The organism is Rhodoplanes tepidamans (genome assembly GCF_030813915.1).
Taxonomy (GTDB): Bacteria; Pseudomonadota; Alphaproteobacteria; order Rhizobiales; family Xanthobacteraceae; genus Rhodoplanes; species Rhodoplanes tepidamans.
This window is the reverse complement of the sequence record NZ_JAUSUJ010000038.1, coordinates 1-24,506: the sequence shown is the minus strand read 5'-3', so window position 1 is coordinate 24,506 and position 24,506 is coordinate 1. Positions and strand designations below refer to the sequence as shown.

22 protein-coding genes are annotated in these 24,506 nt (G+C 72.2%); 13 read left to right on the top strand and 9 right to left on the bottom strand.

Going from position 1 to position 24,506, the window contains the following annotated elements:
- Positions 1–5 precede the first annotated feature (5 nt).
- From J2S22_RS29100 to J2S22_RS29080, 5 genes are all read right to left on the bottom strand, one after another.
- A complete protein-coding gene (locus tag J2S22_RS29100; protein ID WP_272780316.1) occupies positions 6–1,643 on the bottom strand; it encodes a phytoene desaturase family protein in 1,638 nt (545 codons plus the stop codon).
- A 13-nt stretch (positions 1,644–1,656) separates the two neighbouring features.
- Complete coding sequence (locus J2S22_RS29095) at positions 1,657–3,006, bottom strand: APC family permease (RefSeq protein ID WP_272780315.1); 1,350 nt, start codon at positions 3,004–3,006, stop codon at positions 1,657–1,659.
- A gap of 67 nt (positions 3,007–3,073) precedes the next feature.
- Positions 3,074–3,643 (bottom strand): SAM-dependent methyltransferase, encoded by a 570-nt coding sequence (locus J2S22_RS29090; protein WP_272780314.1) that lies wholly within the window; start codon positions 3,641–3,643, stop codon positions 3,074–3,076.
- Between the two features lie 161 nt (positions 3,644–3,804).
- The gene (locus tag J2S22_RS29085; protein ID WP_272780313.1) at positions 3,805–4,836 is read right to left on the bottom strand and encodes a bifunctional helix-turn-helix transcriptional regulator/GNAT family N-acetyltransferase; all 1,032 of its coding nucleotides are present in this window, start codon (positions 4,834–4,836) and stop codon (positions 3,805–3,807) included.
- Between the two features lie 59 nt (positions 4,837–4,895).
- The gene (locus tag J2S22_RS29080; RefSeq protein ID WP_272780312.1) at positions 4,896–5,480 is read right to left on the bottom strand and encodes a glycosyl transferase; all 585 of its coding nucleotides are present in this window, start codon (positions 5,478–5,480) and stop codon (positions 4,896–4,898) included.
- 147 nt (positions 5,481–5,627) lie between these two features.
- Between J2S22_RS29080 and J2S22_RS29075 the strand changes: the two genes are divergently transcribed.
- The gene (locus tag J2S22_RS29075; protein WP_272780311.1) at positions 5,628–6,797 is read left to right on the top strand and encodes a PA0069 family radical SAM protein; all 1,170 of its coding nucleotides are present in this window, start codon (positions 5,628–5,630) and stop codon (positions 6,795–6,797) included.
- Between the two features lie 29 nt (positions 6,798–6,826).
- Positions 6,827–7,264: a VOC family protein gene (locus J2S22_RS29070; RefSeq protein WP_272780310.1), complete on the top strand. Its 438-nt coding sequence runs from the start codon at positions 6,827–6,829 to the stop codon at positions 7,262–7,264.
- A 21-nt stretch (positions 7,265–7,285) separates the two neighbouring features.
- On the opposite strand, the gene J2S22_RS29065 is transcribed toward J2S22_RS29070, so the two are convergent.
- Positions 7,286–7,822, bottom strand: a complete 537-nt coding sequence (locus J2S22_RS29065) for a GNAT family acetyltransferase (RefSeq protein ID WP_272780309.1) — start codon at positions 7,820–7,822, stop codon at positions 7,286–7,288.
- Between the two features lie 152 nt (positions 7,823–7,974).
- Here J2S22_RS29065 and rnhB point away from each other — a divergent pair, with 152 nt between their 5' ends.
- The 5 genes from rnhB to J2S22_RS29040 all read left to right on the top strand — a co-directional run bounded on the left by rnhB (position 7,975) and on the right by J2S22_RS29040 (position 13,136).
- Entirely contained in the window at positions 7,975–8,793 is an 819-nt protein-coding gene (gene rnhB / locus J2S22_RS29060) for a ribonuclease HII (RefSeq protein ID WP_272780308.1), read from the top strand.
- A gap of 138 nt (positions 8,794–8,931) precedes the next feature.
- Entirely contained in the window at positions 8,932–10,425 is a 1,494-nt protein-coding gene (locus tag J2S22_RS29055; RefSeq protein WP_272780307.1) for a glycosyltransferase family 39 protein, read from the top strand.
- A 40-nt stretch (positions 10,426–10,465) separates the two neighbouring features.
- The gene (locus J2S22_RS29050) at positions 10,466–11,881 is read left to right on the top strand and encodes a caspase family protein (RefSeq protein ID WP_272840478.1); all 1,416 of its coding nucleotides are present in this window, start codon (positions 10,466–10,468) and stop codon (positions 11,879–11,881) included.
- Positions 11,882–12,071: 190 nt separating this feature from the next.
- Entirely contained in the window at positions 12,072–12,851 is a 780-nt protein-coding gene (locus J2S22_RS29045) for an N-acetylmuramoyl-L-alanine amidase family protein (protein ID WP_307155906.1), read from the top strand.
- 102 nt (positions 12,852–12,953) lie between these two features.
- Positions 12,954–13,136, top strand: coding sequence for a hypothetical protein (locus J2S22_RS29040; RefSeq protein ID WP_272780304.1), 183 nt, complete (start codon positions 12,954–12,956; stop codon positions 13,134–13,136).
- A gap of 108 nt (positions 13,137–13,244) precedes the next feature.
- On the opposite strand, the gene cydB is transcribed toward J2S22_RS29040, so the two are convergent.
- Both cydB and J2S22_RS29030 read right to left on the bottom strand, forming a co-directional pair.
- Positions 13,245–14,246 (bottom strand): cytochrome d ubiquinol oxidase subunit II, encoded by a 1,002-nt coding sequence (gene cydB, locus J2S22_RS29035; protein ID WP_272780322.1) that lies wholly within the window; start codon positions 14,244–14,246, stop codon positions 13,245–13,247.
- 112 nt (positions 14,247–14,358) lie between these two features.
- Positions 14,359–15,750, bottom strand: coding sequence for a cytochrome ubiquinol oxidase subunit I (locus J2S22_RS29030; RefSeq protein WP_272780321.1), 1,392 nt, complete (start codon positions 15,748–15,750; stop codon positions 14,359–14,361).
- 453 nt (positions 15,751–16,203) lie between these two features.
- Here J2S22_RS29030 and J2S22_RS29025 point away from each other — a divergent pair, with 453 nt between their 5' ends.
- The 5 genes from J2S22_RS29025 to J2S22_RS29005 all read left to right on the top strand — a co-directional run bounded on the left by J2S22_RS29025 (position 16,204) and on the right by J2S22_RS29005 (position 21,395).
- Positions 16,204–17,556 carry an NCS2 family permease gene (locus tag J2S22_RS29025; RefSeq protein WP_272780303.1) on the top strand — a complete coding sequence of 451 codons (1,353 nt, stop codon included), beginning with the start codon at positions 16,204–16,206 and terminating at the stop codon, positions 17,554–17,556.
- A gap of 467 nt (positions 17,557–18,023) precedes the next feature.
- A complete protein-coding gene (locus J2S22_RS29020; protein ID WP_272780320.1) occupies positions 18,024–18,683 on the top strand; it encodes a ribonuclease T2 family protein in 660 nt (219 codons plus the stop codon).
- 338 nt (positions 18,684–19,021) lie between these two features.
- A complete protein-coding gene (locus J2S22_RS29015) occupies positions 19,022–19,831 on the top strand; it encodes a hypothetical protein (protein ID WP_272780302.1) in 810 nt (269 codons plus the stop codon).
- 258 nt (positions 19,832–20,089) lie between these two features.
- Complete coding sequence (locus J2S22_RS29010; protein ID WP_272780301.1) at positions 20,090–20,929, top strand: 23S rRNA (adenine(2030)-N(6))-methyltransferase RlmJ; 840 nt, start codon at positions 20,090–20,092, stop codon at positions 20,927–20,929.
- Between the two features lie 253 nt (positions 20,930–21,182).
- Entirely contained in the window at positions 21,183–21,395 is a 213-nt protein-coding gene (locus J2S22_RS29005) for a cold-shock protein (protein ID WP_111359998.1), read from the top strand.
- Positions 21,396–22,529: 1,134 nt separating this feature from the next.
- On the opposite strand, the gene J2S22_RS29000 is transcribed toward J2S22_RS29005, so the two are convergent.
- The gene (locus J2S22_RS29000; RefSeq protein ID WP_272840477.1) at positions 22,530–23,147 is read right to left on the bottom strand and encodes an outer membrane protein; all 618 of its coding nucleotides are present in this window, start codon (positions 23,145–23,147) and stop codon (positions 22,530–22,532) included.
- A gap of 403 nt (positions 23,148–23,550) precedes the next feature.
- Between J2S22_RS29000 and J2S22_RS28995 the strand changes: the two genes are divergently transcribed.
- Positions 23,551–24,381 (top strand): SDR family oxidoreductase, encoded by an 831-nt coding sequence (locus J2S22_RS28995; RefSeq protein ID WP_307155905.1) that lies wholly within the window; start codon positions 23,551–23,553, stop codon positions 24,379–24,381.
- Positions 24,382–24,506 lie beyond the last annotated feature (125 nt).

Sequence of the window (24,506 nt, the reverse complement as noted above, 5' to 3'; positions counted from 1 at the left end):
CCGCCTCACCGCCTCCCGCGTCTGCGAAGGTCGCGCAGGATCGCCTGGGCGGCGTTGTGGCCGGGGGCGCCGGTGACGCCGCCGCCCGGATGGGCGCCGGCGCCGCAGTGGTAGAGCCCGGCGATCGGGCCGCGATAGTCGGCATGGCCGAGCATCGGCCGGGCCGGGCCGATCTGGTCGAGCGTCATGGCGCCGTGGAAGATGTCGCCGCCGGTCAGGCCGAACACCGAGTCGAGGTCCTGCGGGCCGAGCGCCGTGCGGGCGATCACGCTGGCGCGGAAGCCCGGCGCGAAGCGCTCCACCGTGTCGATCATCAGGTCGGCGACCGCCTCGCGATGCTCGGCCCACACCATCCCGTCGGGCAGTGCGGGGGCGACGTGCTGGCAGAACAGGCTCGCCACATGGGCGCCCTCCGGCGCCAGCGTCGGGTCGAGGGTCGAGGGGATCAGCATCTCGACGATCGGCTCCCGGCTCCAGCCGAAGCGGCGGGCGTCCAGGTAGGCGCGGTCCATGTAGGCGAGGCTCGGCGCCAGGACGATGCCGGCCGTGTGGTGGTCCTGCAGGTCGTGGCCGGGCAGGGCCGTGAAGCTCGGCAGCCGCGACAGCGCGACGTTCATGCGGAACGTGCCCGAGCCGCAGGTCCAGCCGCGCAGGCGCCGCGCGAAGGCCGGCGGCAGCGCCTCCTGCGGCACCATCGCGTAGAAGCGCTTGGGCTCGATCGCCGCCGCCACGGCGCGGGCGCGATGCACCCGGCCGCCGCGCAGCACGGCGCCGGCGACGCGGTCCTGCTCGACCAGAATCTCGGCGACGTCGGCGTCGGTCTCGAGGACGGCGCCGTGCGCCCGCGCCGCCGCCGCGATCGCGTCGGCCACGGCCCCCATGCCGCCGATCGCGTGGCCCCACTGGCCGGGCTTGCCGTTCACCTCGCCGAAGGCGTGGTGGAGCAGCACATAGGCGGTGCCGGGCGTCGCCGGGCTCGCATAGGTGCCGACCACCGCGTCGAAGCCGAACAGCGCCTTCACGGGCTCGGAGTCGAACCAGCCGTCCAGGTGGTCGGCGGCCGAGCGGGTGAACAGGTCGTAGAAGGCGCGGGCCTGCGCCAGGTCGAGCCGCCGCAGCGTCGCGGCGAGGCGCAGCAGCCGCAGCAGCTCGCCGGGGGCGCGGCGGTCGAAGGCCGGCACCAGGTTGGGCGGCGCCTGCAGGGCGAGGTCGCGCAGCACCCCGGCGACGACGCCGAGCTCCGCCGCGTAGCCGGAATAGCGCTCGGCGTCGCGCGGGCTGAACCGGGCGATCTCCGCCACGGTCCGTCCCTCGCCGGTGAGCAGGGAGCGGCCGTCCAGGGTCGGCAGGAAGTTCTGGGCGCGCCGCTCGACGATGCGCAGGCCCCGGCCGTGCAGGTCCAGGTCGCGGATCACCTTGGGGGCGAGCAGGCTCAGCGTGTAGGCGGCGGTCGAGTTGCGGAATCCCGGGTGGAACTCCTCCGTCACGGTGGCGCCGCCGAGCACGCCGCGGCGCTCGAGCACCCGCACCCGCAGTCCCGCCCGGGCCAGATAGGCGGCGCAGACGAGGCCGTTGTGGCCGCCGCCGACGATCAGCACGTCGTCGGGCGGATCGCCGACCGGTCCGCCGGAGCTCGCCGGCATGTCGCGCGACCTTCTATTCGGCCGGGACCAGCCGGCCGCGGCGGTGGGCTAGCAGGATCAGCGGCACGCCGGCGGCCAGCACCGCGACCCCGACCAGTCCGCCGAGCCCGGTATGGACGAGGCTGGCATAGAGGAGCCAGGCGCAGGCCGCGCAGAACACCAGCGGCACGGCCGGATAGAGGAGCGGCGCCGTCAGCAGCCGCGGTGCGTGGTCGTCGCGGCGGCGCAGGACGAGATACGAGATCCCGACCAGCAGCATGAAGAACCAGAACACCGGCGCCGTGTACTCGACGATCGCCTGGAAGCCGTCGCGCTGCGGCGCGCCGAACAGCACCAGCGCCAGCGCGATGCCGCTCTGCACCAGGATCGCCCGGCGGGGATTGTTGCCGTCGGCGTCCCAGGTGCCGACGGCGCGCAGCGCCGGCAGGTCGGCGCCGAGGGCGTGATAGATGCGGGCGCCGGTGAAGATCGAGGCGTTGAGGGTGCTGAGCGCGGCGACGCAGATGGCGAGGCTGATCAGGACGGCGCCGGCCGGCCCGACGGTGCGCTCCATCAGGTCGGCCGCCACCACGCTGCTCCCGCGCATGCCGTCGAGCCCGAGCACGCTCAGATAGGCGAGGTTGGCGAGCAGATAGACGGCCATGATCAGCACGGTTCCGAGCATCAGCACCCGCAGCATGGTGCGCCGCCCGTCGCGGACGTCGGCCGAGATGTAGGCGGCCTCGTTCCAGCCGCCGTAGGTGAGCAGGATGAACACCATGGCGAGGCCGGGCGCGCCGCCGGCCGAGGGCTCCGCGGAGGGCTCCGCGGTGCGCGGCTCCGCCGGGGCGCCGAGCACCAGACCGAGCACCACGATCGCCAGGATCGCCGCGAAGGTGAGGGCGCTGAGGAGGTTCTGGGCGATCTTGCCGTGCAGGGTGCCGCGCAGGTTGACGGCCGTCACGGCGGCGAGCACCGCCGCGGCGTAGATCGGCCCGCCATGCGGGCCGAGCGGCAGCACGGCCTGGGCGTAGTCGCCGAACACGAAGGCGACCGCGGCGATCGCGCCGGTCTGGATCACCGAGATGCGGGCCCAGGCGAACAGCAGGGCCGTCGGCCGGCCGAGGCCGCGCGACAGGAACGTGTACTCGCCGCCGGCGCTGGGGTGGCGGGCGGCGAGCTCGGCGTAGACGAGCGCGCCGGCCAGCGTGATCAGGCCGCCGAGCAGCCACAGCCCCATGAAGGCGAGGGCGCCGTCCACGTTGGCGGCGACCAGCGACGGCGTCTTGAAGATGCCGATGCCGACCACCACGCCGACGACGAGGCCGATGCCGTCCAGCACCGACAGGGTGGGACGGGGCGCGGCGCGATCCTGCTCGCTCATGGCGACCCTCATGCGCTCCGGCAGCGGCGGGGCGACGGCCCGGGATCGGGCCGCCGGCCCGCGCCGGTCACTGCTGCGCCCGCTTCTCGGGGACGGTCCAGAAGTAGACCTGGCGGCCGTCCACGGTCTCGCGGCGGTCGGGGGCCCAGTCGCCCATCGAGAAGGAGTGCGAGACGATGCGGGTGCCCGGCTTCAGCTCGGCGAGCAGGCGCGGCCGGAGCCTGAGATTGAGGCTTTCGAGCAGGTAGAGCGTGACGATGTCGGCCTTGGCGATGTCGGCCTCGAACAGGTTCTCCTGGCGGAACTCGACCTTGTCCTCGACGCCCGCCTCCCTGGCGTTGGCCTTCGCTTCGGAGATGCGGACCGGATCGATGTCGATGCCGATGGCGCGGACGCCGTATTTCTTCACCGCCGTGATCGGGATGCGGCCGTCGCCGGAGCCGAGGTCCATCAGGAGCTCGCCGGGCTTGGGATCGGCGAGCTCCAGCATCCGTTCGACGACCGGCTCGGGGGTCGGCACGTAGTGGACGTCGGGCCGGGCGCCCGTGGTGGTCTGGGCGGCGGCCGAGACCGTGATGGCCGCCGTGACGGCGGCCGCCGCCGAGGCGCGGACGAGAGGACGAACGAATTGCAGCATTCTGCCACTCCTGCTCCCGAGCCCCCGTGCGGCGGCTCCCGCCGAGAAACCGACGGCCGGTGCCGGCGTTCCGCGCCGGCGGAGACGGAGCGCCCGAACGCCGCGCGACGGATTGCCGCTCGGCGGTCCGAGAGGTCTGGCAGGGTGGTTCGCCGGTACGGTCAGCCGAGCTCGAGGCGCCAGGTCTCGCCGAGAAGGTCGTGGCCGAAGCTGCAGTGCGGCGCCTGCTCGACCAGCGTGAAGCCGAGCGAGGCGTAGAGGCCGCGCGCCTCGACCAGGATGCTCTGCGTCCACAGCGAGATCGCGCGGTATCCGTGGGCGCGGGCGAAGGCGATGCAGGCCTCGACGAGGCGCCGGCCGACGCCGAGGCCGCGCGCCTCCGGCGTGACCAGCAGCAGCCGCAGCTTGGCGACGCCGTCGCCGCCGTCGACCAGGAACACGCTGCCGACCGGCACGCCGCCGCGCTCGGCGATCCAGCAGCCCTCCCGTGCCGGATCGAAGGTCCGCAGGAAGTCGGCGAGGATGTCGGCGACCAGCGCCTCGAAGCCGGCGCCCCAGCCCTGCTCGGCGGCGTAGACGGCGCCGTGGCTGGCCAGCACGAAGCCCATGTCGCCCGGTCGGTGCGGCCGCAGCACCACGGCGGGGGCCGTGTCGTCCGGCGCCGCGCCGTCAGGCGCCAGCAGGGTCTCGATCGTCCGCATCGCCGCGACGAGGCGCTGCTGCGACGCCTCGGGCAGGCCGGCCAGCATCGCGGCGACCTGGTCCCGCGAGCGGCGGACCAGCTCGGCGAACGTCTTCGTTCCGTCGGGGGTGAGGGCGAGCAGGCTCTGCCGGCCGTCCTGGGGCGACGGGCGCCGGGCGACGAGGCCGGCCTTCTCGAACCGCTTCAGGATGCGGCTCAGATAGCCGTGGTCGAGGCCGAGCTCGGTGGCGATCGCGGTCGCCGTGGTGCCGGGCGCCGTCTCGGCGATCTGGGCGATCTCGTAGATCACCCGCGCCTCGGTGAGCGAGAAGGGCGTGTCGACGAGGCCGTCCTGCAGCAGGCCGATGCGGCGCGTGTAGGCGCGGTTGAACCGCCGCACCGCGTCGAGGCGCGCCGCCGGAGGGCGCTGCGCCGCCGGGCTTTCGGGCGCGCGCAGGGTCGCGGTGTCGGGATCATGGACGGCGGAGGCGGCGGGACGGGGCTGCGGCATGGCGGATCTCTCGGCGGGACGAGGCCGACCGTTCCATAAATACTTGACCGAGTCAAATATCAGCCGGGCGGCTCCGCCCCCGACACGCCGCTGCGCAGCCGCACCAGCCGCCGCGGACCGACCCGCGCCAGCAGACCGGTCTCCGGATCGTCGGAATCGGGATGGCCGCCGACGCTGTCGTAGAGCCGCCGGCTGATCAGCAGGCCCTGGTCCGGCGAGGGCCGGCGGCGCACCGCCTCGCGCAGCAGCGCCATCGCCTGGCCGCCGAGCGACGGGACGGCGCCCAGCGTCTCGGCCCGGAACACGGCCGCGAGCTCCAGCGTGCCGCGGCGCTCGGCGTCCTCGACGAAGCGCGTCGCCTCCTCGACCCAGGCGGTCTCGGGCATCGTCCCGGGGCGCAGGAACAGGAGCCAGGAGGCCCGGGCCGCCGCCGCGGCCGCGCGCAGCCGCACCCCCAGCGGGGCGTCGGACACCAGCACGGTGCAGCCGGCGATCTCGGCCACCTTGGCGGTCTCGTCGGACGAGCCGCCCTCGGCGACGATCACCTCGCGCACCGCGCCGGCGACGGCCGCGCCGACCAGCACCGCCAGGGTGCGGACCAGCGCCCGCTCGTGGTCGCGGGTCGGGATGACGACGCTCAGCATGGCCCTCGTGCTCGGTTCCCCGGCGCCACTATACTGACCCGCCACCGAAAACTCGATTCCATAGCGACGTCGTCCGGCGGCCCTGCGGCGCCCGGTCACGGTTAATTGTTCTTGTTATGTTCACGTTCTGCGCCTATAGTCCTGGGCATGAGCGCAGCCCCCGCCTTCCGACGCCTGCCGGATCCGGCCCGCATCGACGCCCGCCTCGAGCCGCGGGCGGTCGGCGAGGCCGCCCCCTACGCCCATCATGCCGTCGCGCCGGACCGCCGGCGCGGCCGCGGCGCCGTCTCCAACGCGACCGGCCGGTTCGAGCCGCTCGCCCGCGTCGCCTTCGACGACGGCTGGCAGAGCCTCGAGGACCTGCCGCCGTTCACCACCACGGTGACCACCGACACGGCCCGCAAGGTGATCACCCGCAACGAGTCGCCCGACATTCCGTTCGACCGGTCGATCAACCCGTATCGCGGCTGCGAGCACGGCTGCGTCTACTGCTTCGCCCGGCCGACCCACGCCTATCTGGGCCTGTCGCCCGGCCTCGACTTCGAATCGAAGCTGTTCGTGAAGCCGGACGCGCCGGAGCTGCTGGCACGCGAGCTCGCCGCCAAGGGCTACGTGCCGAAGACGATCGCGATCGGCACCAACACGGATCCCTATCAGCCCATCGAGCGCAAGACCGGCCTGATGCGGCGCATCCTGGAGGTGCTGGAGAAGGCCGGCCACCCGGTCGGCATCGTCACCAAGTCGGACCTGATCCTGCGAGACCTCGACATCCTGTCCCGGATGGCCGACCGAAAGCTGGTGCGCGTCGGCCTGTCGGTCACGACGCTGGATGCAAAGCTGTCGCGGCTGATGGAGCCGCGGGCGCCGACGCCGTCGCGCCGGCTCGCGGCGCTGCGCGGCCTCGCCGAGGCGGGCGTGCCGACGACCGTGATGGTGGCGCCGGTGGTGCCGGCCATCAACGACGCCGAGATCGAGCGCATCCTCGACGCCGCCGCGGCGGCGGGCGTCGAGAGCGCCGGCTACGTGCTGCTGCGGCTGCCGCTCGAGGTGCGCGACCTGTTCCGCGAATGGCTGGTCACGCATTTCCCCGACCGCGAGCGCCACGTCTTCACGCTGATCCGCCAGATGCGCGGCGGCAAGGACTACGACGCGCGGTTCGGCGAGCGGATGAGCGGCTCCGGCCCCTATGCCTGGATGCTCGGCCGCCGCTTCGAGAAGGCCTGCGACCGGCTCGGCCTCAATCTCCGCCGCACCGCGCTCACCGTCGAGCATTTCGTGCCGCCGCCGAAGCCGTCGGCGCAGCTCGAGCTGTTCTGATCACGATCCGTCCGTCACCGGAGCGCTTCATGCCGTCCGCCCGCCTCACCGTGATCACGCTCGGCGTGTCCGACATGCGCGCCAGCATCGCCTTCTACACGGCGCTCGGCTTCGCGCGCCACATGCCGGAGACCGGCGAGGCGGTGGCGTTCTTCGCCACCGGCGGCAGCGTCCTGGCGCTCTATCCGTGGGAGGCGCTGGCGGATGACGCCGGCGTCTCGGTGACGCCGCGGCCGGCCGGCTTTCGCGGCACGACGCTGGCCTGGAACTGCAACACCCGCGAGGAGGTCGACGCCGCCCTGTCGCATGCGCTCGCCTGCGGCGGCACCCGGGTGAAGCCCGCCGTCGAGACCCATTACGGCGGCTGGTCGGGCTATTTCGCCGATCCCGACGGCCATCTGTGGGAGGTCGTCACCGCGCCGGGGCTGGCCGTCTCGGCGGACGGGCGGGTCGTCTTCGCCGGTTGAGCGGACGCGGAGCCGGGCGCGTCAGGGGCCCGTCTCGGTCTCCTCCTCCTCGGCCGCGTCGCGCGCCTCCACGGCGTCCTCGACGTCGGCGCTGAGGCGCTGATAGACGCCGAGGCCGATCACCACCACGATGCCGGCGACGAGCAGCAGGGTCGGATAGATCAGGTGCGGCACGTGGTCCTTGCCGACCTGGAAGACGATCACCAGCGCCTCCAGGAAGATCGCGATGGCGATGGTGGAGATGAAGCGGGTCAGGCTGCGCCGCGCCTCGGCGGCGACCCGCTTCTCGCTGCCGCGCAGCACCTCCTCCTCGAACAGGTACTTGGCGATCTCGAAGGTGGCGACCGCGACCACGACGTAGCCGATGCCGGCCAGCGTCGCGGCGCCGAGATCGTCGCCGTTCCGGACCGCGACGACGCAGCCGACCACCGCGTCGAGGGCGAGCACCACGGCGAGCACCAACAGGATCACGGCGATGGCCGTGAACACGAGGCGCGAGACGCCGGCGAACAGCCGGGCGGCGCGCTCGGCCGTGCCGGTCGTGGTGTCGGTCTTCATGGACAATCCGGGCGAGGTCGTCGGGCGGTCGTTCGGCAACGCTCACGGGGGTAAGTCGTTCCGCGAGGCAGGTCGCGCCGGAGTTCCCGCCGAGTGGGGACAGTGCCGGAGGTGCACTTGCGCCGGCCGGCGCCGTCCGGCAGCCTCGCGCCATGAGTCGCCGCGCCGAGCCCCGTTCCGCCGCTCCTGCCGCCACGCCGCGCCTGCCGCTCGTCGAGGAGCCGGTGCGGCCGACCTTCGAGCGTGAGCGCCGCGCCCACCGGCGTGGCCTGTGGCCGGTCGCCGGCTGCGACGAGGCCGGGCGCGGCCCGCTCGCCGGCCCGGTGGTGGCCGCCGCCGTGATCCTCGACCCGAAGCGCATCCCGCGCGGGCTCGACGACTCCAAGAAGCTGACGGCGGAGCGCCGCGCCGTGCTGTTCGAGCGCATCTGCGCCGTCGCCGAGGTCGGCGTCGCGATGGCGTCGCCGGCCCGCATCGACCGCGACAACATCCGCAAGGCCTCGCTGTGGGCGCTCTCGCGCGCGGTTCGGGCGCTGCCGGTGGCGCCCCGGCTGGTCTTCGTCGACGGCTGCGACCGCATCGACGTCGCCTGCGACTGCGAGGCCGTGGTGTCGGGCGACGCCCTGGTGCTGTCGATCGCGGCCGCCTCGATCGTCGCCAAGGTGACGCGCGACCGGCTGATGGAGCGGGTCGGCGCCGCCCATCCCGGCTACGGCTTCGAGCGCCACATGGGCTACGGCGTGCCGGAGCACCAGCGCGCCCTGGCGACGCTCGGCGCCACCCCGCACCACCGCCGCTCCTTCGCCCCGGTGCGGGCGGTCTGCGGCGGCGTGCCGGCGGCCCTCACGGCCGCCGACGCCCTCACGGCCGCCGAGGCCGTCGCGGTCGCCGGGACCGTCGAGGCCGTCCAGGTGGTCGACGCCGTACAGGCCGCGGCGGTCGCGCCGGGGCGTCGCCGGATCGCTTCCTAGTCGCAGCCGGGTTTGCTACCACGGTCGGAACGGCCGCGGCCCCTGGGCGGCCGTCGCGGCGCCGTGCGGGGCGGTGCCGGCAGACCGCCGCCTCTCGCTCCCGACCGTCAGTCCCGAACCGCGACCAAGCCGCCGCCGATGCTCCACGTCTCCCTGTTCGTCGAACTCGTGCGGGCGCATCCGCGCCTCGTGGTGTGGGCGGCCGCGCTCGTCCAGGCGACGCTGTGGTGGCTGGTGCCGACTCTGTTCTACTCGGCGCCGCCCGGCAATCTGCCGCTGATCATCGCGGTCGGCCACGAGTTCCAGCTCGGCTCCTACTGGGGCCCGCCGCTGGCGAGCTGGCTCGCCGAGATCGCCTTCGCGATCGGCGGCACGCCCGGTGTGTACCTGCTCTCCCAGGCCTGCGTGGTGGCGACCTACTGGGGCGTCTTCACGCTCGGCCGCGCCATCGTCGGCGCCCGGCACGCCGCCATGGCGGTGCTGCTGATGGTCGGCATCGCGGTGCTGACCGTGCCGACGCCCGACTTCGGCCCGCCGATCCTCGCCATGCCGCTCACCGTCTTCGTGCTGCGCCACTACTGGCGGGTGATCGGCGAGGGGCGGCGCAGCGCCTGGTACGTGATGGCGATCGGCCTCGCGCTGCTGCTGCTCACCATGTATGCGGGCCTGATCCTGCTCGCCGCCATCGCGGCGTTCACGGCGGCGAGCCGGCGCGGCCGCGAGATGCTGCTCGGGCCGGAGCCGTGGATCGCGCTGTTCCTGATCGGCGTGATCGTGTTTCCGCATCTCCTGTGGGTCGACATCTCGGGCGCCTGGGGCGTGTGGACGGGCGGCGCCGGGTCGGTGGCCGACCCGCTGGAGAAGCTCGGCCGGCTGCTCGGCGCGCTGCTGCTCGCCCATCTCGGCGTCGGTCTCCTGTGCCTGATCGCGGTCGGCCTCAGGCCGCCGAAGGAGAAGGCGCCGACCTTCGCGCGAAAGCCCGTCACCGGGCTGGAGCGGCGCTTCGTGCTGTTCTTCGCCGCCGCGCTGCCGCTGGCGGCCGTCCTGGCCGGCGCCGTCCTGGGCGACCGCGGCCCCATCGGCGGGCTCGGGCCCTATGTGGTGCTGTCCGGCCTCGCCATCGTGGTGCTGGCCGGCAACACCATCGTGCTGCAGCGGCAGGGTCTCACGGCCGTCGCCTGGAGCGTCCTGCTGGTCGCGCCGCCGGCGATCGCCGCCGCGGCCGTCGCGGTGCTGCCCTTCGTCTCGGGCACCGACGTGCCGATCGGCCAGCCGGCCAACGCCATTGGAAAATTCTTCGGCGACACCTTCGAGCGCCGCACCGGCCGGCCGCTGGCGATCGTCGCCGGCGAGCCGCGGCTCGCCAGCCTGGTCGCCATCGCGGCGCCGTCGCGGCCGAGCTTCTATTTCGACGCGGCGCCCGACCGCACCCCGTGGGTGACGGGCGAGGACCTGCGCCGGAAGGGCGCCATCGTGCTGTGGCCCACCGCCGACACCTCGACCACGGTGCCGCCGGACATCAAGGCGCGCTTCCCCGACCTCGTCGCCGAGGTGCCGCAGACCTTCTCGCGCGCCATCCAGGGCCGCCTGCCGCTGATGCGCATCGGCTGGGGCATGCTGCGGCCGCAATAGGTCCGCCGCTCGCGACGCCGTGCGCGGCGCGATCGTCCGCTTGACGGCCGGCCGTTCTCCGCCTTCGATGGTCGTGCCGCACGGTGCCGATCGCGTCGGCGCGGGGCTGCACGCCGTGCGGCGGGAGAGGTCCATGGGTGACCGGATCTGCCGGTGGATCGCCGTTCTGGTCGGGCTGGCATGGGTCGCGGGCGCGGCGCCGGCTTATGCGCAGGAGCGGGTCGCGCTGGTGATCGGCAACGGCGCCTACCGAAACGCGACGCCGCTCCCCAACCCGCCGAACGACGCCGCCGACCTCGCCCGCGCGCTGCGCCGCATCGGCTTCACGGTGATCGAGGGCCGCGACCTCGACAAGCACGGCCTGGAGGACAAGATCCGCGCCTTCGGCCGGGCGTTGGACCGCGCCACGACGGCGCTGTTCTTCTATGCCGGCCACGGCCTGCAGGTCGCCGGCAGGAACTATCTCGTGCCGGTGGACGCGAAGCTGGAGCGGCCCGGCGACCTCTCCTTCGAGACCGTCGAGGTCGGCCAGGTGCTCGGCCAGATGGAGGCCGGCACGCGGGTGAACCTCGTGTTCCTCGACGCCTGCCGGGACAACCCGCTGGCCCGCACCCTGGCCCGCTCGCTCGGCACCCGCTCGGGCAGCGTCGGCACCGGGCTCGCCTCGATCCAGAGCGCGGTCGGCACCATGATCGCCTACGCGACCCAGCCCGACAACGTCGCGTACGACGGCGAGGGCCGCAACAGCCCGTTCACGGCGGCGCTGCTGAAGCACCTGCCGACGCCGGGGCTCGACGTGGCGGTGCTGATGCGGCGCATCCGCTCCGACGTGGTGGCGGCGACCCAGTCCCGCCAGGTGCCGTGGGACCACTCCTCGCTGATCGGCGACGTCGTGCTGGTTCCCGCCGCGGCGGCGACGCCCGGGCCGGGGCCGACCCCGTCGGCCTCGACCCCGTCCGCTGCCGTGCCGTCGGGCGCGGCCGACGCCGAACGCGCCTGGGCCGTCACCAAGGACACGACGAGCATCGCCGTGCTGGAGGACTTCGTCCGCCAGTTCGGCGGTACGCCCTACGCCAGCATGGCCCGGGCGCGGCTGGACGAGCTGCGGCGCGACACCTCTCGGCAATCATTGTCAGGCCTAGGCGCTCTCGATGTCGTTCGATCCTTCTATCAAGCTCTCGGAAATGCGGACGGAGCGACCGCGTCGAGGTTGGTGGTCGGAGAAAAGAGACTGTCGGGTCCCTTTAACGCAGAGGCGATCACTCGATTTTATTCATCGCTTGCGGAGCCGCTACGAATTGAGAGCTTGAGTCCCATCGGGAGCGATCAAGTTCTGGTTGAGTACCGTTACAGCAAGAATCGGCGAACGATGTGTCGAGGCTCCGCGATCGTCACGGTGATCAACAGGAACGGAAGTCTCCTGATTGAAGGGATTAAGGCCCTCCGGGGATGCTGACCATTCGTTCTGCTTGCGCATGAATCTTAAAGCAGCTTTCGGCTGTGATGAATCGGCCCCGACTTCCGCTCGTCCCCGCGAAGGCGGGGACCCAGGGGCGACACGGCACGCGGCTCCTGGATCCCCGCTTGCGCGGGGATGAGCGGAGAGTGGATCGACGTCAGTGGAAACCGTTCTAGGGTGAAAGAAGGTGCGGTCAGGGCACAAGCGAGCGATAGTTCCTGTGACCTTCTTAGTCTGTGGGATCTGGTTATCCGTTTGCCCTTCGGCCGTCTCGGCCGCGGACTGCCGCCCCGAAAACTTCCGCGTCCTGCTCGACGTCGGGCACACGGTCGACCAGCCCGGCGCGACGAGCGCGCGCGGCGTGACCGAGCACGTCTTCAACCTGCGGCTCGCGAAACGCATCGAGGAGCGGCTGCGCGACGGCGGCTTCGTGCGCACCGCGCTGCTGGTGATCCCCCGCGGCACCGGGCGAAGGCAGCTCGACGCCCGGGTGAGGGCGGCGAACCGCCGGCCGCCCGATCTGGTCCTGTCGATCCATCACGACGACGTCCAGCCGCAGTTCCATGCGCAGTGGGTGGTCGACGGCCGGACCCGCGACTACAGCGACCGCTTCGCCGGATGGTCGCTGTTCGTGTCGCGGGAGAACCGGCGCTACGACGCGAGCCTCGCCTTCGCCCAGGCGCTCGGCGCGGCGCTGCTGGCCAAGGGCCTGCCGTTCACGCGCCACCACGCCGCGCCGATCCCGGGCGAGGGCCGCCCGGTGCTCGACGACGCGCGCGGCGTCTTCGGCTACGACGGCCTCGTCGTGCTGAAGGGGGCCGATGCGCCCGCCGTGCTCTTCGAGGCCGGCGTCATCGTCAACCGCGCCGAGGAGATCGCCCTCGCCGGCCGCGAGCGCCAGGACGCGATCGCCGGAGCGGTGCTGACCGCCGTGCAGGCGTTCTGTGAGCTGCAGGCGGGGCGGTGAGCGAGCGTCTCTCTGCCTCCTCAGGGCCGGGACGAGACCCATAGGCGCTGACTCGAGGCCGAAGCTTCTCCCCCGTCGTGCTCCGCGAAGGCGGAGCCCCCAATGCGCCGCCGCGTCTCGACTGAAACAATGGAGCTCTGTGGATACTGGGTCGTCCGCCTGCGCGAGGGCTTTGCAGACTCCGTCATTCCGGGGCGCGCCGAAGGCGCGAACCCGGAATCCAGCTCCAAACTCGGCATTCTGGGCTGGATTCCGGGTCCGACGCTCCGCGTCGTCCCGGAATGACGAATTATGCAAAGCCCTCGCCTGCGCGGACGACGACGACCGAGAGGCCGTCCCGTCGAGCTCGGGTCAGCGCCTATCGGGACGAGCGCGGCCATGACGGTGAGAGACTCAATGATAGCTGTCGCCCTCGCGGACCTTGCCGCGGAACAGCCAGTACACGAAGGCGACGTAGCCGAGGATGATGGGCAGGAGGATCACGGTGCCGACGAGCATGAAGGCCTGGCTCGACGGCGCCGCGGCGGCGTCCCAGATGGTCAGCACCGGCGGCACGGCGTACGGGAAGGTCGAGATGGCGAGCCCGAGGAAGCCGAGCAGGAAGAGCGCGATGGTGCCGACGAACGGCACGAAGTCGTGGCGGTCGGTGGTGCGCCACACGGTCAGCGCGACGCCCGCCGTCACCACCGGCACGATCCACAGCACGTAGATGTTCGGCGCCGAGAACCAGCGCGTGGCGATGCGCTCGAAGGCGAGCGGCGTCCACAGCGACACGGCCGCCATGAACGCCATCACCAGGAGGAGGAGGCCGCGGGCCTGCTCGCGCGCCCGCTCGGCGACCGGCCCCTCGGTCTTCATGATCAGCCAGGTGGCGCCGAGCAGCGCGTAGCCGGCCATCACGCCGAGGCCACACAGCGCCGCGAACGGCGTCGCCCATTCGAACGGGCCGCCGGCGAACTCGCCGTTGACGACCGTCAGCCCCTGGATGAAGCCGCCCAGGATGATGCCCTGGAAGAACGCGGCGAGCGCCGAGCCGACGAAGAAGCCGACGCTCCACAGTGCCGTGGTGTTGCCGTGCGGGTTGCGGAACTCGAACGAGACGCCGCGCAGCACCAGCGCCAGCAGCATGAAGATCACCGGCAGGTAGAGGGCCGGCATGATGATCGAATAGGCGCGCGGGAAGGCGACCAGCAGGCCGCCGCCGCCGAGCACCAGCCAGGTCTCGTTGCCGTCCCAGAACGGCGCGATCGACGACATCATCTGATCGCGCTGGCGCTCGGTCTCGGCGAACGGGAACAGGATGCCGATGCCGAGGTCGAAGCCGTCCATCACCACGTAGAGGGCGACCGCGATCGCCAGCACGACGGCCCAGATCATCGGCAGGTCGAGGTCCATCGTCAGCACTCCGTCCTTGTCACGTCGTTCCGGTCACGTTCCGGCTCCCACCTCTCCCCGCACGCGGGGAGAAGGGCAGGGGCGCCCGGTGCCCGGGCCAGTACCGCTCGCCTCACATCGCCCTCCGGCTGACGTCGCGGGCGGCCGAGTGCGGGCGCAGCGGCGTGCCGCCGACCGGCGGCTCGCCGGCGCCGTGGGCGAGCCCGTGCGCCAGCATGCGGTTTATGATGTAGATGCCCATCGAGAAGACGAGGCCGTAGACCAGGACGAACAGCGCCAGCGTCGCCGCGACGCTGCCGCCCGGCACCGGCGAGGCGGCGTCGGCGGTGCGCAGGATGCCGTAGGCGATCCACGGCTGGCGGCCGCTCTCGGTGACGATCCAGCCGGCCACGATGGCGACGAAGCCGAACCACCACGTGTAGGACACGAGCTTGAGGAACCAGCCGGTGGTGAAAAGGCTGCCGCGCCACCACAGGATCGCCCCGGCGATCGCGATGCCGACCATCGAGAAGCCGATCGCCAGCATGATGCGGAAGGCGAAGAACACGTTCTTCACCGGCGGCCGGTCCTGCGGGGCGAAGTCCTTGAGCCCGGGGAACAGGCCGTTCGGATCGTGGGTGAGGATCAGCGACGACGCCTTGGGGATGGCGATCGAGAAGCGGTTGGTCTCCGCCTTCTCGTCCGGCCAGGCGAAGATCTCGAAGTCGCCCGGCTTCGAGCCGTCCCAGTGGCCCTCCATGGCGGCGATCTTGGCCGGCTGGTGCTTCAGCGTGTTCAGCCCGTGCTGGTCGCCGATGAATACCTGCAGGGGCGCCAGCACGACGATCATGCCGACCGCCATCTTCACCATGATGCGCGCCTCGTCGTAGTGGCGCTCGCGCAGCACCCAGCGGGCGCCGACGGCGAGCACCACGAAGGCGGTGGTGAGATAGGCGGCCGTCACCATGTGGGCGAGCCGGTAGGGGAAGCTCGGGTTGAAGATGATGGCCCACCAGTCCTGCGGATGGGCGACGCCGTCGATCATCACGTGGCCGGCCGGCGTCTGCATCCACGAGTTGGCCGACAGGATCCAGAACGCCGAGGTGGCGGTGCCGATCGCGACGATCACGGCCGCGAGCGCGTGCAGGACGGGCGGCACCCGGCCGCCGCCGCCGAACAGCATGATGCCGAGGAACGAGGCCTCCAGGAAGAAGGCGGTCAGGACCTCGTAGCCGAGCATCGGCCCGATCACGTTGCCGACGACGACCGAGAAGCGGCTCCAGTTGGTGCCGAACTGGTAGGACAGGACGATGCCGGAGACGACGCCGAGCGCGAACGACACGGCGAAGATCTTGGTCCAGAACTGGGCGAGGCGGGCGTAGCGCTCGTCGCCGGTGCGCAGCCGGATCACCAGCAGCGTCGCGATGTAGGCCGACAGGCCGATCGTGAAGCTGGGAAAAATGATGTGGAACGTGATGGTGAAGGCGAATTGCACGCGGGCGAGCAGCAGCGGATCGAAGTCCATCACGTCCTACCTCGGCGGAGATCTCGGCGAGGCGCGCGGCCGGGGGCGTGGTCGCGGGCCGTGGTCGTGTGCAGCGCTGCGGTCGCCGGAGGCGACCACCGGGATGCCGGCACCGAAGTGCGGGCACCGGAGTGCGGACACCGAAGTGCCGGCACCCGAGGTGCGGGCACCGAAGCGCGGGCGCCGGGGCGCAGCCGTCGCGCCGCGACGCGCGGGAACCGAGGGCGCCGGGTCACGGCGCCGGGTCCCGGCCGGGCGTGCGAACAACGCCGGACGGTACTCTCTTGTTCCCCGGCGGCACAAGGGCGAGACGGTCGCAGCCGGCCCGTGCGGTCCACAGCCGCGTCGCGGCACGCCGCTTGCTCCGAATTGCGAACCGTACGACCGACGGCTAGAACCGAAGCGGGGGCAGGGCGTCGCCCGTCGCCGCGCCGGCCCGATGGGGGACGCGCCATGACCACGACTGCGACCGACGCCGCAGCAGCCCACAAGCCCGTGCCGGGCGAGCCGAAGGGGGTCCTCGACCGCTATTTCGGCCTCACCGCGAGCGGCACCACGGTTCGCACCGAGGTGATCGCCGGCGTCACCACCTTCCTGACGATGGTCTACATCGTCTTCGTCAACCCGACGATCCTGGCCAATGCCGGGATGGACAAGGGCGCCGTGTTCGTCGCCACCTGCATCGCCGCGGCGGTGTCGACCCTGGTGATGGCGCTCTACGCCAACTATCCGGTGGCGCTCGCCCCCGGCATGGGCCTCAACGCCTTCTTCGCCTTCACCGTGGTGCTGACGTACAAGTACTCGTGGCAGCAGGCGCTCGCCGCGGTGTTCTGCTCGGGCGTGCTGTTCTTCCTCCTGTCGATCTTCCGGCTGCGCGAATACGTCATCAACGCCATTCCGAAGACCCTCAAGCTCGCCATCTCGGCCGGCGTCGGGCTGTTCCTCGGCATCATCGCGCTGGAGCAGTCGAAGATCGTCGTCGCCCATCCGGTGACGCTGGTGACGCTCGGCGACCTGCGCCACCTGCCGGCCATCCTGTGCCTCGTCGGCTTCGTGCTGATCGCCGCCCTCAACTCGCGCAACATCCTCGGCGGCACGCTGATCGGCATCCTGATCGTCACCCTGATCGGCCTGCCGTTCGGCCACGCCACCTGGGGCGGCATCGTCGACCTGCCGCCGTCGCTCGCCCCGACCTTCCTGCAGCTCGACTTCTCGGCCATCCACGAGCAGACCTTCCTGATCGTGGTGTTCAGCTTCCTGTTCATCGACGTGTTCGACAACGCCGGCACCCTGATCGGCGTCACCCACCGGGCCGGCCTGCTCGACGAGAACGGCCATCTGCCGCGGATGAAGCAGGCGCTGATCTCGGACAGCTTCGCCGCCATGTTCGGCGCCCTGATCGGCACCTCGACGACGACGAGCTACATCGAGAGCGCCGCCGGCGTCTCGGCCGGCGGCCGCACCGGGCTGATGGCCGTGGTGGTGGCGCTCCTGTTCCTGCTGGCGCTGTTCTTCGCCCCGCTCGCCGGCATGATCCCGGCCTACGCCTCGGCGGCGGCGCTGCTCTACGTCGCCTGTCTGATGACCCGCGGCCTGGCCGAGATCTCCTGGGACGACGTCACCGAATACGCGCCCGCCGTGGTGGCGGCCGTCACCATGCCGCTCACCTACTCGATCGCCACCGGCATCGGGCTGGGCTTCATCACCTACACGGCCGCCAAGATCGTCTCGGGCCGCTTCCGCGACGCCTCGCCGGCCGTGATCGTGCTGGCCCTGATCTTCGCCGCCAAGTTCGCCATGGGGTGAGGCGGCGAAGGGACGCTTGGGACGCCCCGGACGCCGCGTGCCCCGGACGAGGCGCGTCGGGCCGCCGGCCCGGTGCGCCGCCGAGCCGGGCCCCCCAGGGGGCGGTCCAGGTGCGGTTCGGCAGGAGCCCGCCGTGACGGGGCCGGCGCCTGCGCAACGATGATCGTTCTTGAAATGTTCTGCAACTCTGGTATTGTGGTCGTGGCTTCCGTCGTGCTGAAAGAGTGTGCGTGCGGGAAACGGGGCGGATCATGATCACGCGCGAGAGTCGGGTCGCGGCGGCGGCCGCGGTGAGGTCGTTCGTCACGTCCGTCGTGACGTCAGTGGCCGTGACGTCAGTGGCGGCGATGGCGCTGGTGGTGGGCGTCGGAACGGCGGGCGTCGGGGTGGCGGGCGTCGGGATGGTCGGCGGCGGGCTCTTCGCGGCCGGCCCGGCCGCCGCCCAGTCCGGCCCGACGGCCGGCCCGATGGCCGACCAGTCCGGGCCCGTGGCCGGCCAGACGGCCGGCCAGGACCGCCGCCAGAACGAGCCGGGCCAGTTCGACTTCTACGTCCTCGCCCTGTCGTGGTCGCCGTCGTACTGCGAGGCGGCGGCGGAGCGGCGTGTCGGCCGCGAGAGCGAGGGCCGGCCCGACCCGCAGTGCGGCGAGCGGCCCTTCTCGTTCGTCGTGCACGGGCTGTGGCCGCAATACGAGCGCGGCTTTCCGGAATACTGCCAGGTGCCGGCGCCGCGGCTCAATCGCGAGATCGTGTCGGGGATGCTCGACCTGATGCCCAGCCCGCGGCTCGTCTTCAACCAGTGGGACAAGCACGGCATCTGCTCGGGGCTCGGCGCGCGCGGCTACTTCGAGGCGGTGCGCAAGGCGCGCGCCGTGGTGAAGATCCCGGACGCCTATCTGGAGCCGGAGAGAACCCTGCTGGTCACCCCGGACGAGGTGGAGGAGGCCTTCGTCAAGGCCAATCCGGGCCTCGACCGCGAGGCCGTCGCGGTCGCCTGCAACCGTAACCGGCTGACCGAGGTGCGCATCTGCCTCACCCGCGAGCTCGGCTTCCGGGCCTGCCCCGAGGTCGACCGCCGCGCCTGCCGGCGCGACCGGCTGTCGATGCCGCCGGTGCGCGGCGGCTGAGGCGCCGGCGACGGCCATCGCCTGCCGCGGCGAGGGCCGCGCCGCCGGTCGGGTCGTCGAGAGGGTGGCACCCCTCGTCCGGATGTCGCGGGTTCGCGCGCGATCCGACCTCTCCCCGCCGGGGAGAGATCCGACCTGTCCCCCGCCGGGGAGAGGTGAAACGAGGACGCCGCAGCTCCGCGCGACCCACCTCGGTGGCCTGCCCCGGCGAGGTGATGGTCAACGGAGCGTGAACGCGATCGGCCCAGTTCGTCCGATCGGAACGTGTGGCTTCTGCAACCTTTCGCATACCGGCAGGTGAGCGATGGCGGACCAGGATGCCTCCGGGAGACGGAGACATGCGGCACCACACCATCGACCTCGTCAGGGGCGGCACTCCCCGGGACGACACCCCCCGGGGCGACACCGCCCGGGCAGCCGTCGCAGCGGGCGGCCCCGCGGCCGGCGCCCTCGCGGCGGCCGGCCACGGAGCGCCGGGCCTCTCGGCACCCGGCCTCGCAGTGCCGGGCCTGGCAGCGCCGGGCCTCGCAGCGGCCGGCCCCGATATGCCCGGCCCCGTCACGTCCGGCCCCGATACGTCCGGCCCCGATACGCCCGACACCGGAGACGTCACGCTCCGGCGGCGGCTGGAGCGCGACGCGCAGCTGGCGGTCCGGCTCGTCGGGCTCGCCTACATGCTCCTGTGGCTGATCACCTGGTGGGTGCTGGGCCACGGCGCCGCCGTGCTCGGGTCGGGCAGCGGCTGCCGGCTCCAGCGCCTGTCGGATCTGGTCCTGTGGCGCTGCACGGACGCGGCGTCCGTCCACATGGTCGCCGATCTCGTCAACGGCGTGCTGGCCAGCACCGTGTGGGCGCCGGCCGTCGTGATGGCGGCGGCCGTCCAGCCGGAGGTGCGGCTCGCGGCGGCCGTGGTGATCGCGCTGCATCTCGTCGGGCTGCCGGCGGCACTGCTGCTCGCCATCCGGTTCGGGGCGCGGCTGTGCGATCGCATCGCCCGGCGGACGCCGGCCGGCGACGCGGCTCCGGCCGCCCGCGCCTCGAGGAGCGGGCCGGCGACCCGCCGCGCCGCCGCGCCACCGGTCCGGGCGAAGCGCGTGCCGCCGACGCCGCGCGCCACCTTCGGTCTGCGCCAGGCGGTCCCGCGCTGACCCGCAGCCGCCGCATCGCCGCGTCGCCTCGCCGGTCCGCCCTTCGCGGCCACGCTTCGCCGGCCATGCTTCGCCGCACGCCACGCGTGCCGGTCGCGGCAGTCGGCGCGTGACCGTCCGGGTCCGTCGCCGCGGCTCCGCGCGCTGGGCAGCGGCGGCACGAATATGCGAGAACGGACGCAGGCGCCGCCGGTCCGCGCGGCGCTCCTCGTGTGTCGCGGCCCGAGCCGGTCATCGCCGCCCAGTGCGCTCTCGTTCATGAACTATCGTCACGCCTTCCACGCCGGCAACTTCGCCGATGTGCTCAAGCACGCGGTGCTGGCCCGCATCCTCCATCACCTCGGCGACAAGCCGGCGCCGTACCGGGTCCTCGACACCCATGCCGGGGCGGCGCTCTACGATCTCGACGGTCCCGAGGCGAGCCGCACCGGCGAGTGGCGCGACGGTATCGGCCGGCTGCGCGATGCGGCGATGCCGCCCGCCGTCGCCGCGCTGCTCGCGCCCTATCTCGACGTCGTGACGGCGCTGTCGCACCCCGGTGCGCTTCGTTATCCCGGATCGCCGCGGCTCGCCCTCGAGCTGATGAGACCGCAGGATCGTCTGGTCGCCTGCGAGCTCGAGCCCGCCGCCGCGGCGGCGCTCGCACATGCACTCGGACGTGATGCGCGTGCGAAGGCGGTGGCGATCGACGGTTGGCTAGCACTGAAGGCCTATATCCCGCCGAAGGAGCGCCGCGGTCTCGTGGTGATCGATCCGCCGTTCGAGCAGCCGGACGAGTTCTCACGTCTGGCACACGGCATCGTGAACGCGGTGCGCAAGTGGCCGACCGGCGTCTATCTGATCTGGTACCCGGTGAAGGAGCGGCGCGGGCCGGCCGGCCTCGTCGAAACGCTCGTGTCGGCGGGCATTCCGAAGCTCCTGCGGGTGGAGCTGGACGTCGGCGGACGCGACGACGGGCTGCGCGCCACCGGCCTCGTTCTGATCAATCCGCCGTGGCGTCTCGCCGACGAGCTCGCGGTTCTGCTCAACTGGCTGGTTCCGGTTCTGTCACGTGGTGGCGGTGCGGGATCTCGACTCGATCGGATCGCCGCGACGTGACGCGGTTCTCACAGATCAGGTTTGTTTCTCTTTTTGGGTCGTCACCTCTATGTTAAAGTTTTTCGGGGCTCTGACGTTCCGTCTCCCGTCGGGAGCAGAGGGTGGCCGAGGCGCGATGCCGATGTGCGGGACTGCCGACGGGCGGGACCGCCGGTGAGCGGGATGCCGACGTCTTCCGAAACGTGAATGTCCGGCCACGCCGTCGTGCCGCGAGGGCCGACGGCGAAGCAGCATGGGGATAGGAGTGTCCTCGATGGCAATGGCAGGTACCGTCAAGTTCTTCAACAGCGAGCGTGGCTACGGCTTCATCAAGCCGGACGACGGTGGACGCGACGTGTTCGTGCACATCACCGCGGTCGAGCGGGCGGGATTGAAGTCGCTCAACGAGGGTCAGCGGATCAGCTTCGATGTCGAGCCCGACAAGAAGGGCAAGGGTCCGAAGGCGGTCAATCTCGTGATCTCGTGAGGGGCGCCGCGCCGCCCCGGCCGGGTCGCCCCGGCGGAGAAGGCGGCGGGGACGCGGGTCGCGGGGCGTCGCGACGTGAAGCCGTGATGCGGAAACCGTGACGTGAAAGTCGGGGCGTGGAAGCGCCCCGCGAGAAGATGGAAAGCAGGCCGAGACGACGACGTCGACACGACGTCTCCCGGAGCGGACTCTCCCGGAGCGGAATCGCCGAAGCGACCCCCCGGAGGGAGACGACGAGGCCGGACGACGAGCCTGGAGGACGACGAGCCTGGACCACTCGGGCTAGACGCGTCGGGCTGGACGACATCGAGCGGACGACGTGGCGCGTTCACGAGGGCCGACTGAGACGTGATCAGGCCTTGATCTGATCAGGTCCCGTTCCTCGACCCGCCGCGGTCCCGGATCCCCCGCGCCGACCGATCGAGGCCGGACCGAGCCGGCCGACGGCGAGCCCGCGGCTCGCCCGAACCGCAGCCTGTCCGAAGCGCGGCCTGTCCCGAGCACAACCCGTCCCGAGCGCAGCTGTCGAGACAACGAATGGGTCGCGCGCATGCGGCCGGTGGTGCGGGCGTCCTCTGGCCATGCGGCGGGCACGGCGCAGGTCTCCTTCCAGCCCATCGGCAAGGCCCTCCCCGCCGATCTCTAGACCTGTCACCCATGTCGTCGGTCTAAACTGTCACCCATGTAGCCGGTCAGGACCGGGGATGGCGCAGACTCCTCGTTCCACACCACACTCGTGTGCCCAAGCGAGCCCACGAGGGGAGAGGGTCTGAACCCGAGCTGATCAACCGGAACCCGTACGATGCGCCGCAGAGCCGGGGCCTCGGGGGCGGCTCGGCAAGAGGCCTCTGGACTGCCTCGTCCGCCGCCCTGGGCCCGGGTCGCGGCGCGGTGCGCCGCGACCCGGGACAGGAGGCCCGTCCCGGCGCAGGTCCGCGGTGCCGCCGCGCTCCCGGGGCGACGGCCCCGTTCGCCAGCCGGTCTCCCGCCCGCTCGACCGCTCCGCGCCCGCAGCGGCGGCGCGGATGCGGCGGCCGAAACGAGAAACGCTCCGACGCCGGGGCGTCGGAGCGCTTCATCGTCGATCGGGAGCCGGGCGGAGGGGCGGCGCGCGGCGGTCGGAACCGGAGGTCGTCAGAACCGGTAGTTCAACCCGAACCGGACGATGCTCGATTCGATGTCGGTGTTGAGACCGATCATCGTGTAGTTCTCCTTGGCGAGGTCGACATAGAGATACTCGGCGCGGGCGCTCCAGTTGGGCGAGAACGCCACCTCGATGCCGGCGCCGGCGGCCCAGCCGGTGTGGGTCTTGGTCTGCGACCAGCCGAGCCACTCCACCTCGCCGCGGCCATAGGCGAAGCCGCCGGTGCCATAGATCAGCACGTTGTTCATGGCCCAGCCGACGCGGCCGCGCAGCGTGCCGAACCACGGGTTGGAGAACTTGTAGGCCGCGAAGGTGTCGTCGGCGCCCGAGACCTGGAAGTCGGTCTCCGCGCCGATGACGAACTGGTTGATCTGGTAGTTGTAGCCCGCCTGCAGGCCGCCGACGAAGCCGCTCGGGCTCATGCTCAGCGCCGCCGAGCCGAACTGATAGCCGATGTTGGCGCCCACATAGGGGCCGGTCCAGGTCTGCGGCACCGCATAGGGCGGCGGCGCCTGGTAGGGGGCGCCGTAGCGGAGGTCGGCGGCGCCGGTCGGGGACGCCAGCAGGGCGGCGGCGACCAGCCCGGCCGCGATCGTCGTGTTCTTCATCGTTGCCTCCACGTCGTCCATCCCGGCTTTCGGTCCGGGCGGGCGACGCCCCGTTCTCGGGCCGCTTGTCGCCCGCCATCGTGGGTCCGCGAGGACCGGCCGAAGGCGAAAAATGGATAATTTCGTGTTTCGATTTATCGCGGCCTTCGAGTAAACCTTTCCTTACCGGGCGGCCTCCACCCCCCGTTAAGCTTAACCGGGCGTTTACTCCTGCTATCGGGACGTTAACGGATCGGGCGGAGAGCCGGGGGGCGCCGCTGCCGGGGCGTGCGGGGCCGGGCGCCGCCGCCGTTGCCAAGCTCCGGGCGAGCCACCACAGTGCCGGCGTCCACAGTTCCGGCGTCCACGGCGCCGGTGTCCACCATGCCGGTGTCGCCGCGCCGCCCGAGACCCCGATCAGCCCATGGCCGTGCCCAGTTCCGTGCTCAGCTCCGTGCCCGCATCCGAGCCCGCGCAAACTCGCGAGGCGCCGTCCCCGCCGGTCCGCGCCGCCCTGGTCACCGGCGGGGCGCAGCGCATCGGCCGGGCGATCGTCGCGGCGCTGGCGCGCGACGGCTGGGCCGTGGCCGTGCACGCCCGCGCCTCGGCCGCCGAGGCCGACGCGCTGTGCGCCGCGATCACGGCCGCCGGCGGCGTCGCCCGCACCGTCACGGCCGATCTCGCCGACCACGCGCAGGTGCAACGGCTGGTGGGGGCGGCGGCGGCGGCGGTCGGCCCGCTGGCGCTGCTGGTCAACAATGCCTCCGCCTTCGAGCGCGACGAGATCGGGGCGCTCGACGGCGCGCTGTTCGACCTGCACATGGCCGTCAACCTGCGCGCCCCGGTGTTCCTGGCCGAGGCCTTCGCGGCGCAGGTGCCGGCCGGGGCCGACGCCTCGGTCGTCAACATCGTCGACCAGCGGGTCTACAAGCCGACGCCGCGCTTCATCTCCTACGGCCTGAGCAAGAGCGCGCTGCACGCCGCGACCACCACGCTCGCCCAGGCGCTGGCGCCGGCCGTGCGGGTCAACGCGGTGGCGCCCGGCCCGACCCTGCCGAGCCCGCGCCAGGACGCCGAGAGCTTCGCCCGCCAGGCCGGCGCCGTGCCGCTCGGCCGCGGGCCGTCGCCGGAGGAGATCGCCGACGCGGTTCTCTACCTCGCCCGGGCCCGCAGCGTGACCGGCGAGACCATCGCGGTCGACGGCGGCCAGCGCCTCGCCTGGCAGACCCCGGACGCCGTGGGGGTGGAGGAGTAGTCCCGGTCACCCCCGGGGCGCGCTGAAAGCGCGAACCCGGCGACTGTCTTGAATGTCAAGCGTGCGAGTATGCGACGTCGGCTTTGACGAGGCCGTTGGCGATGACGAGGATCTTTCTGGCGACG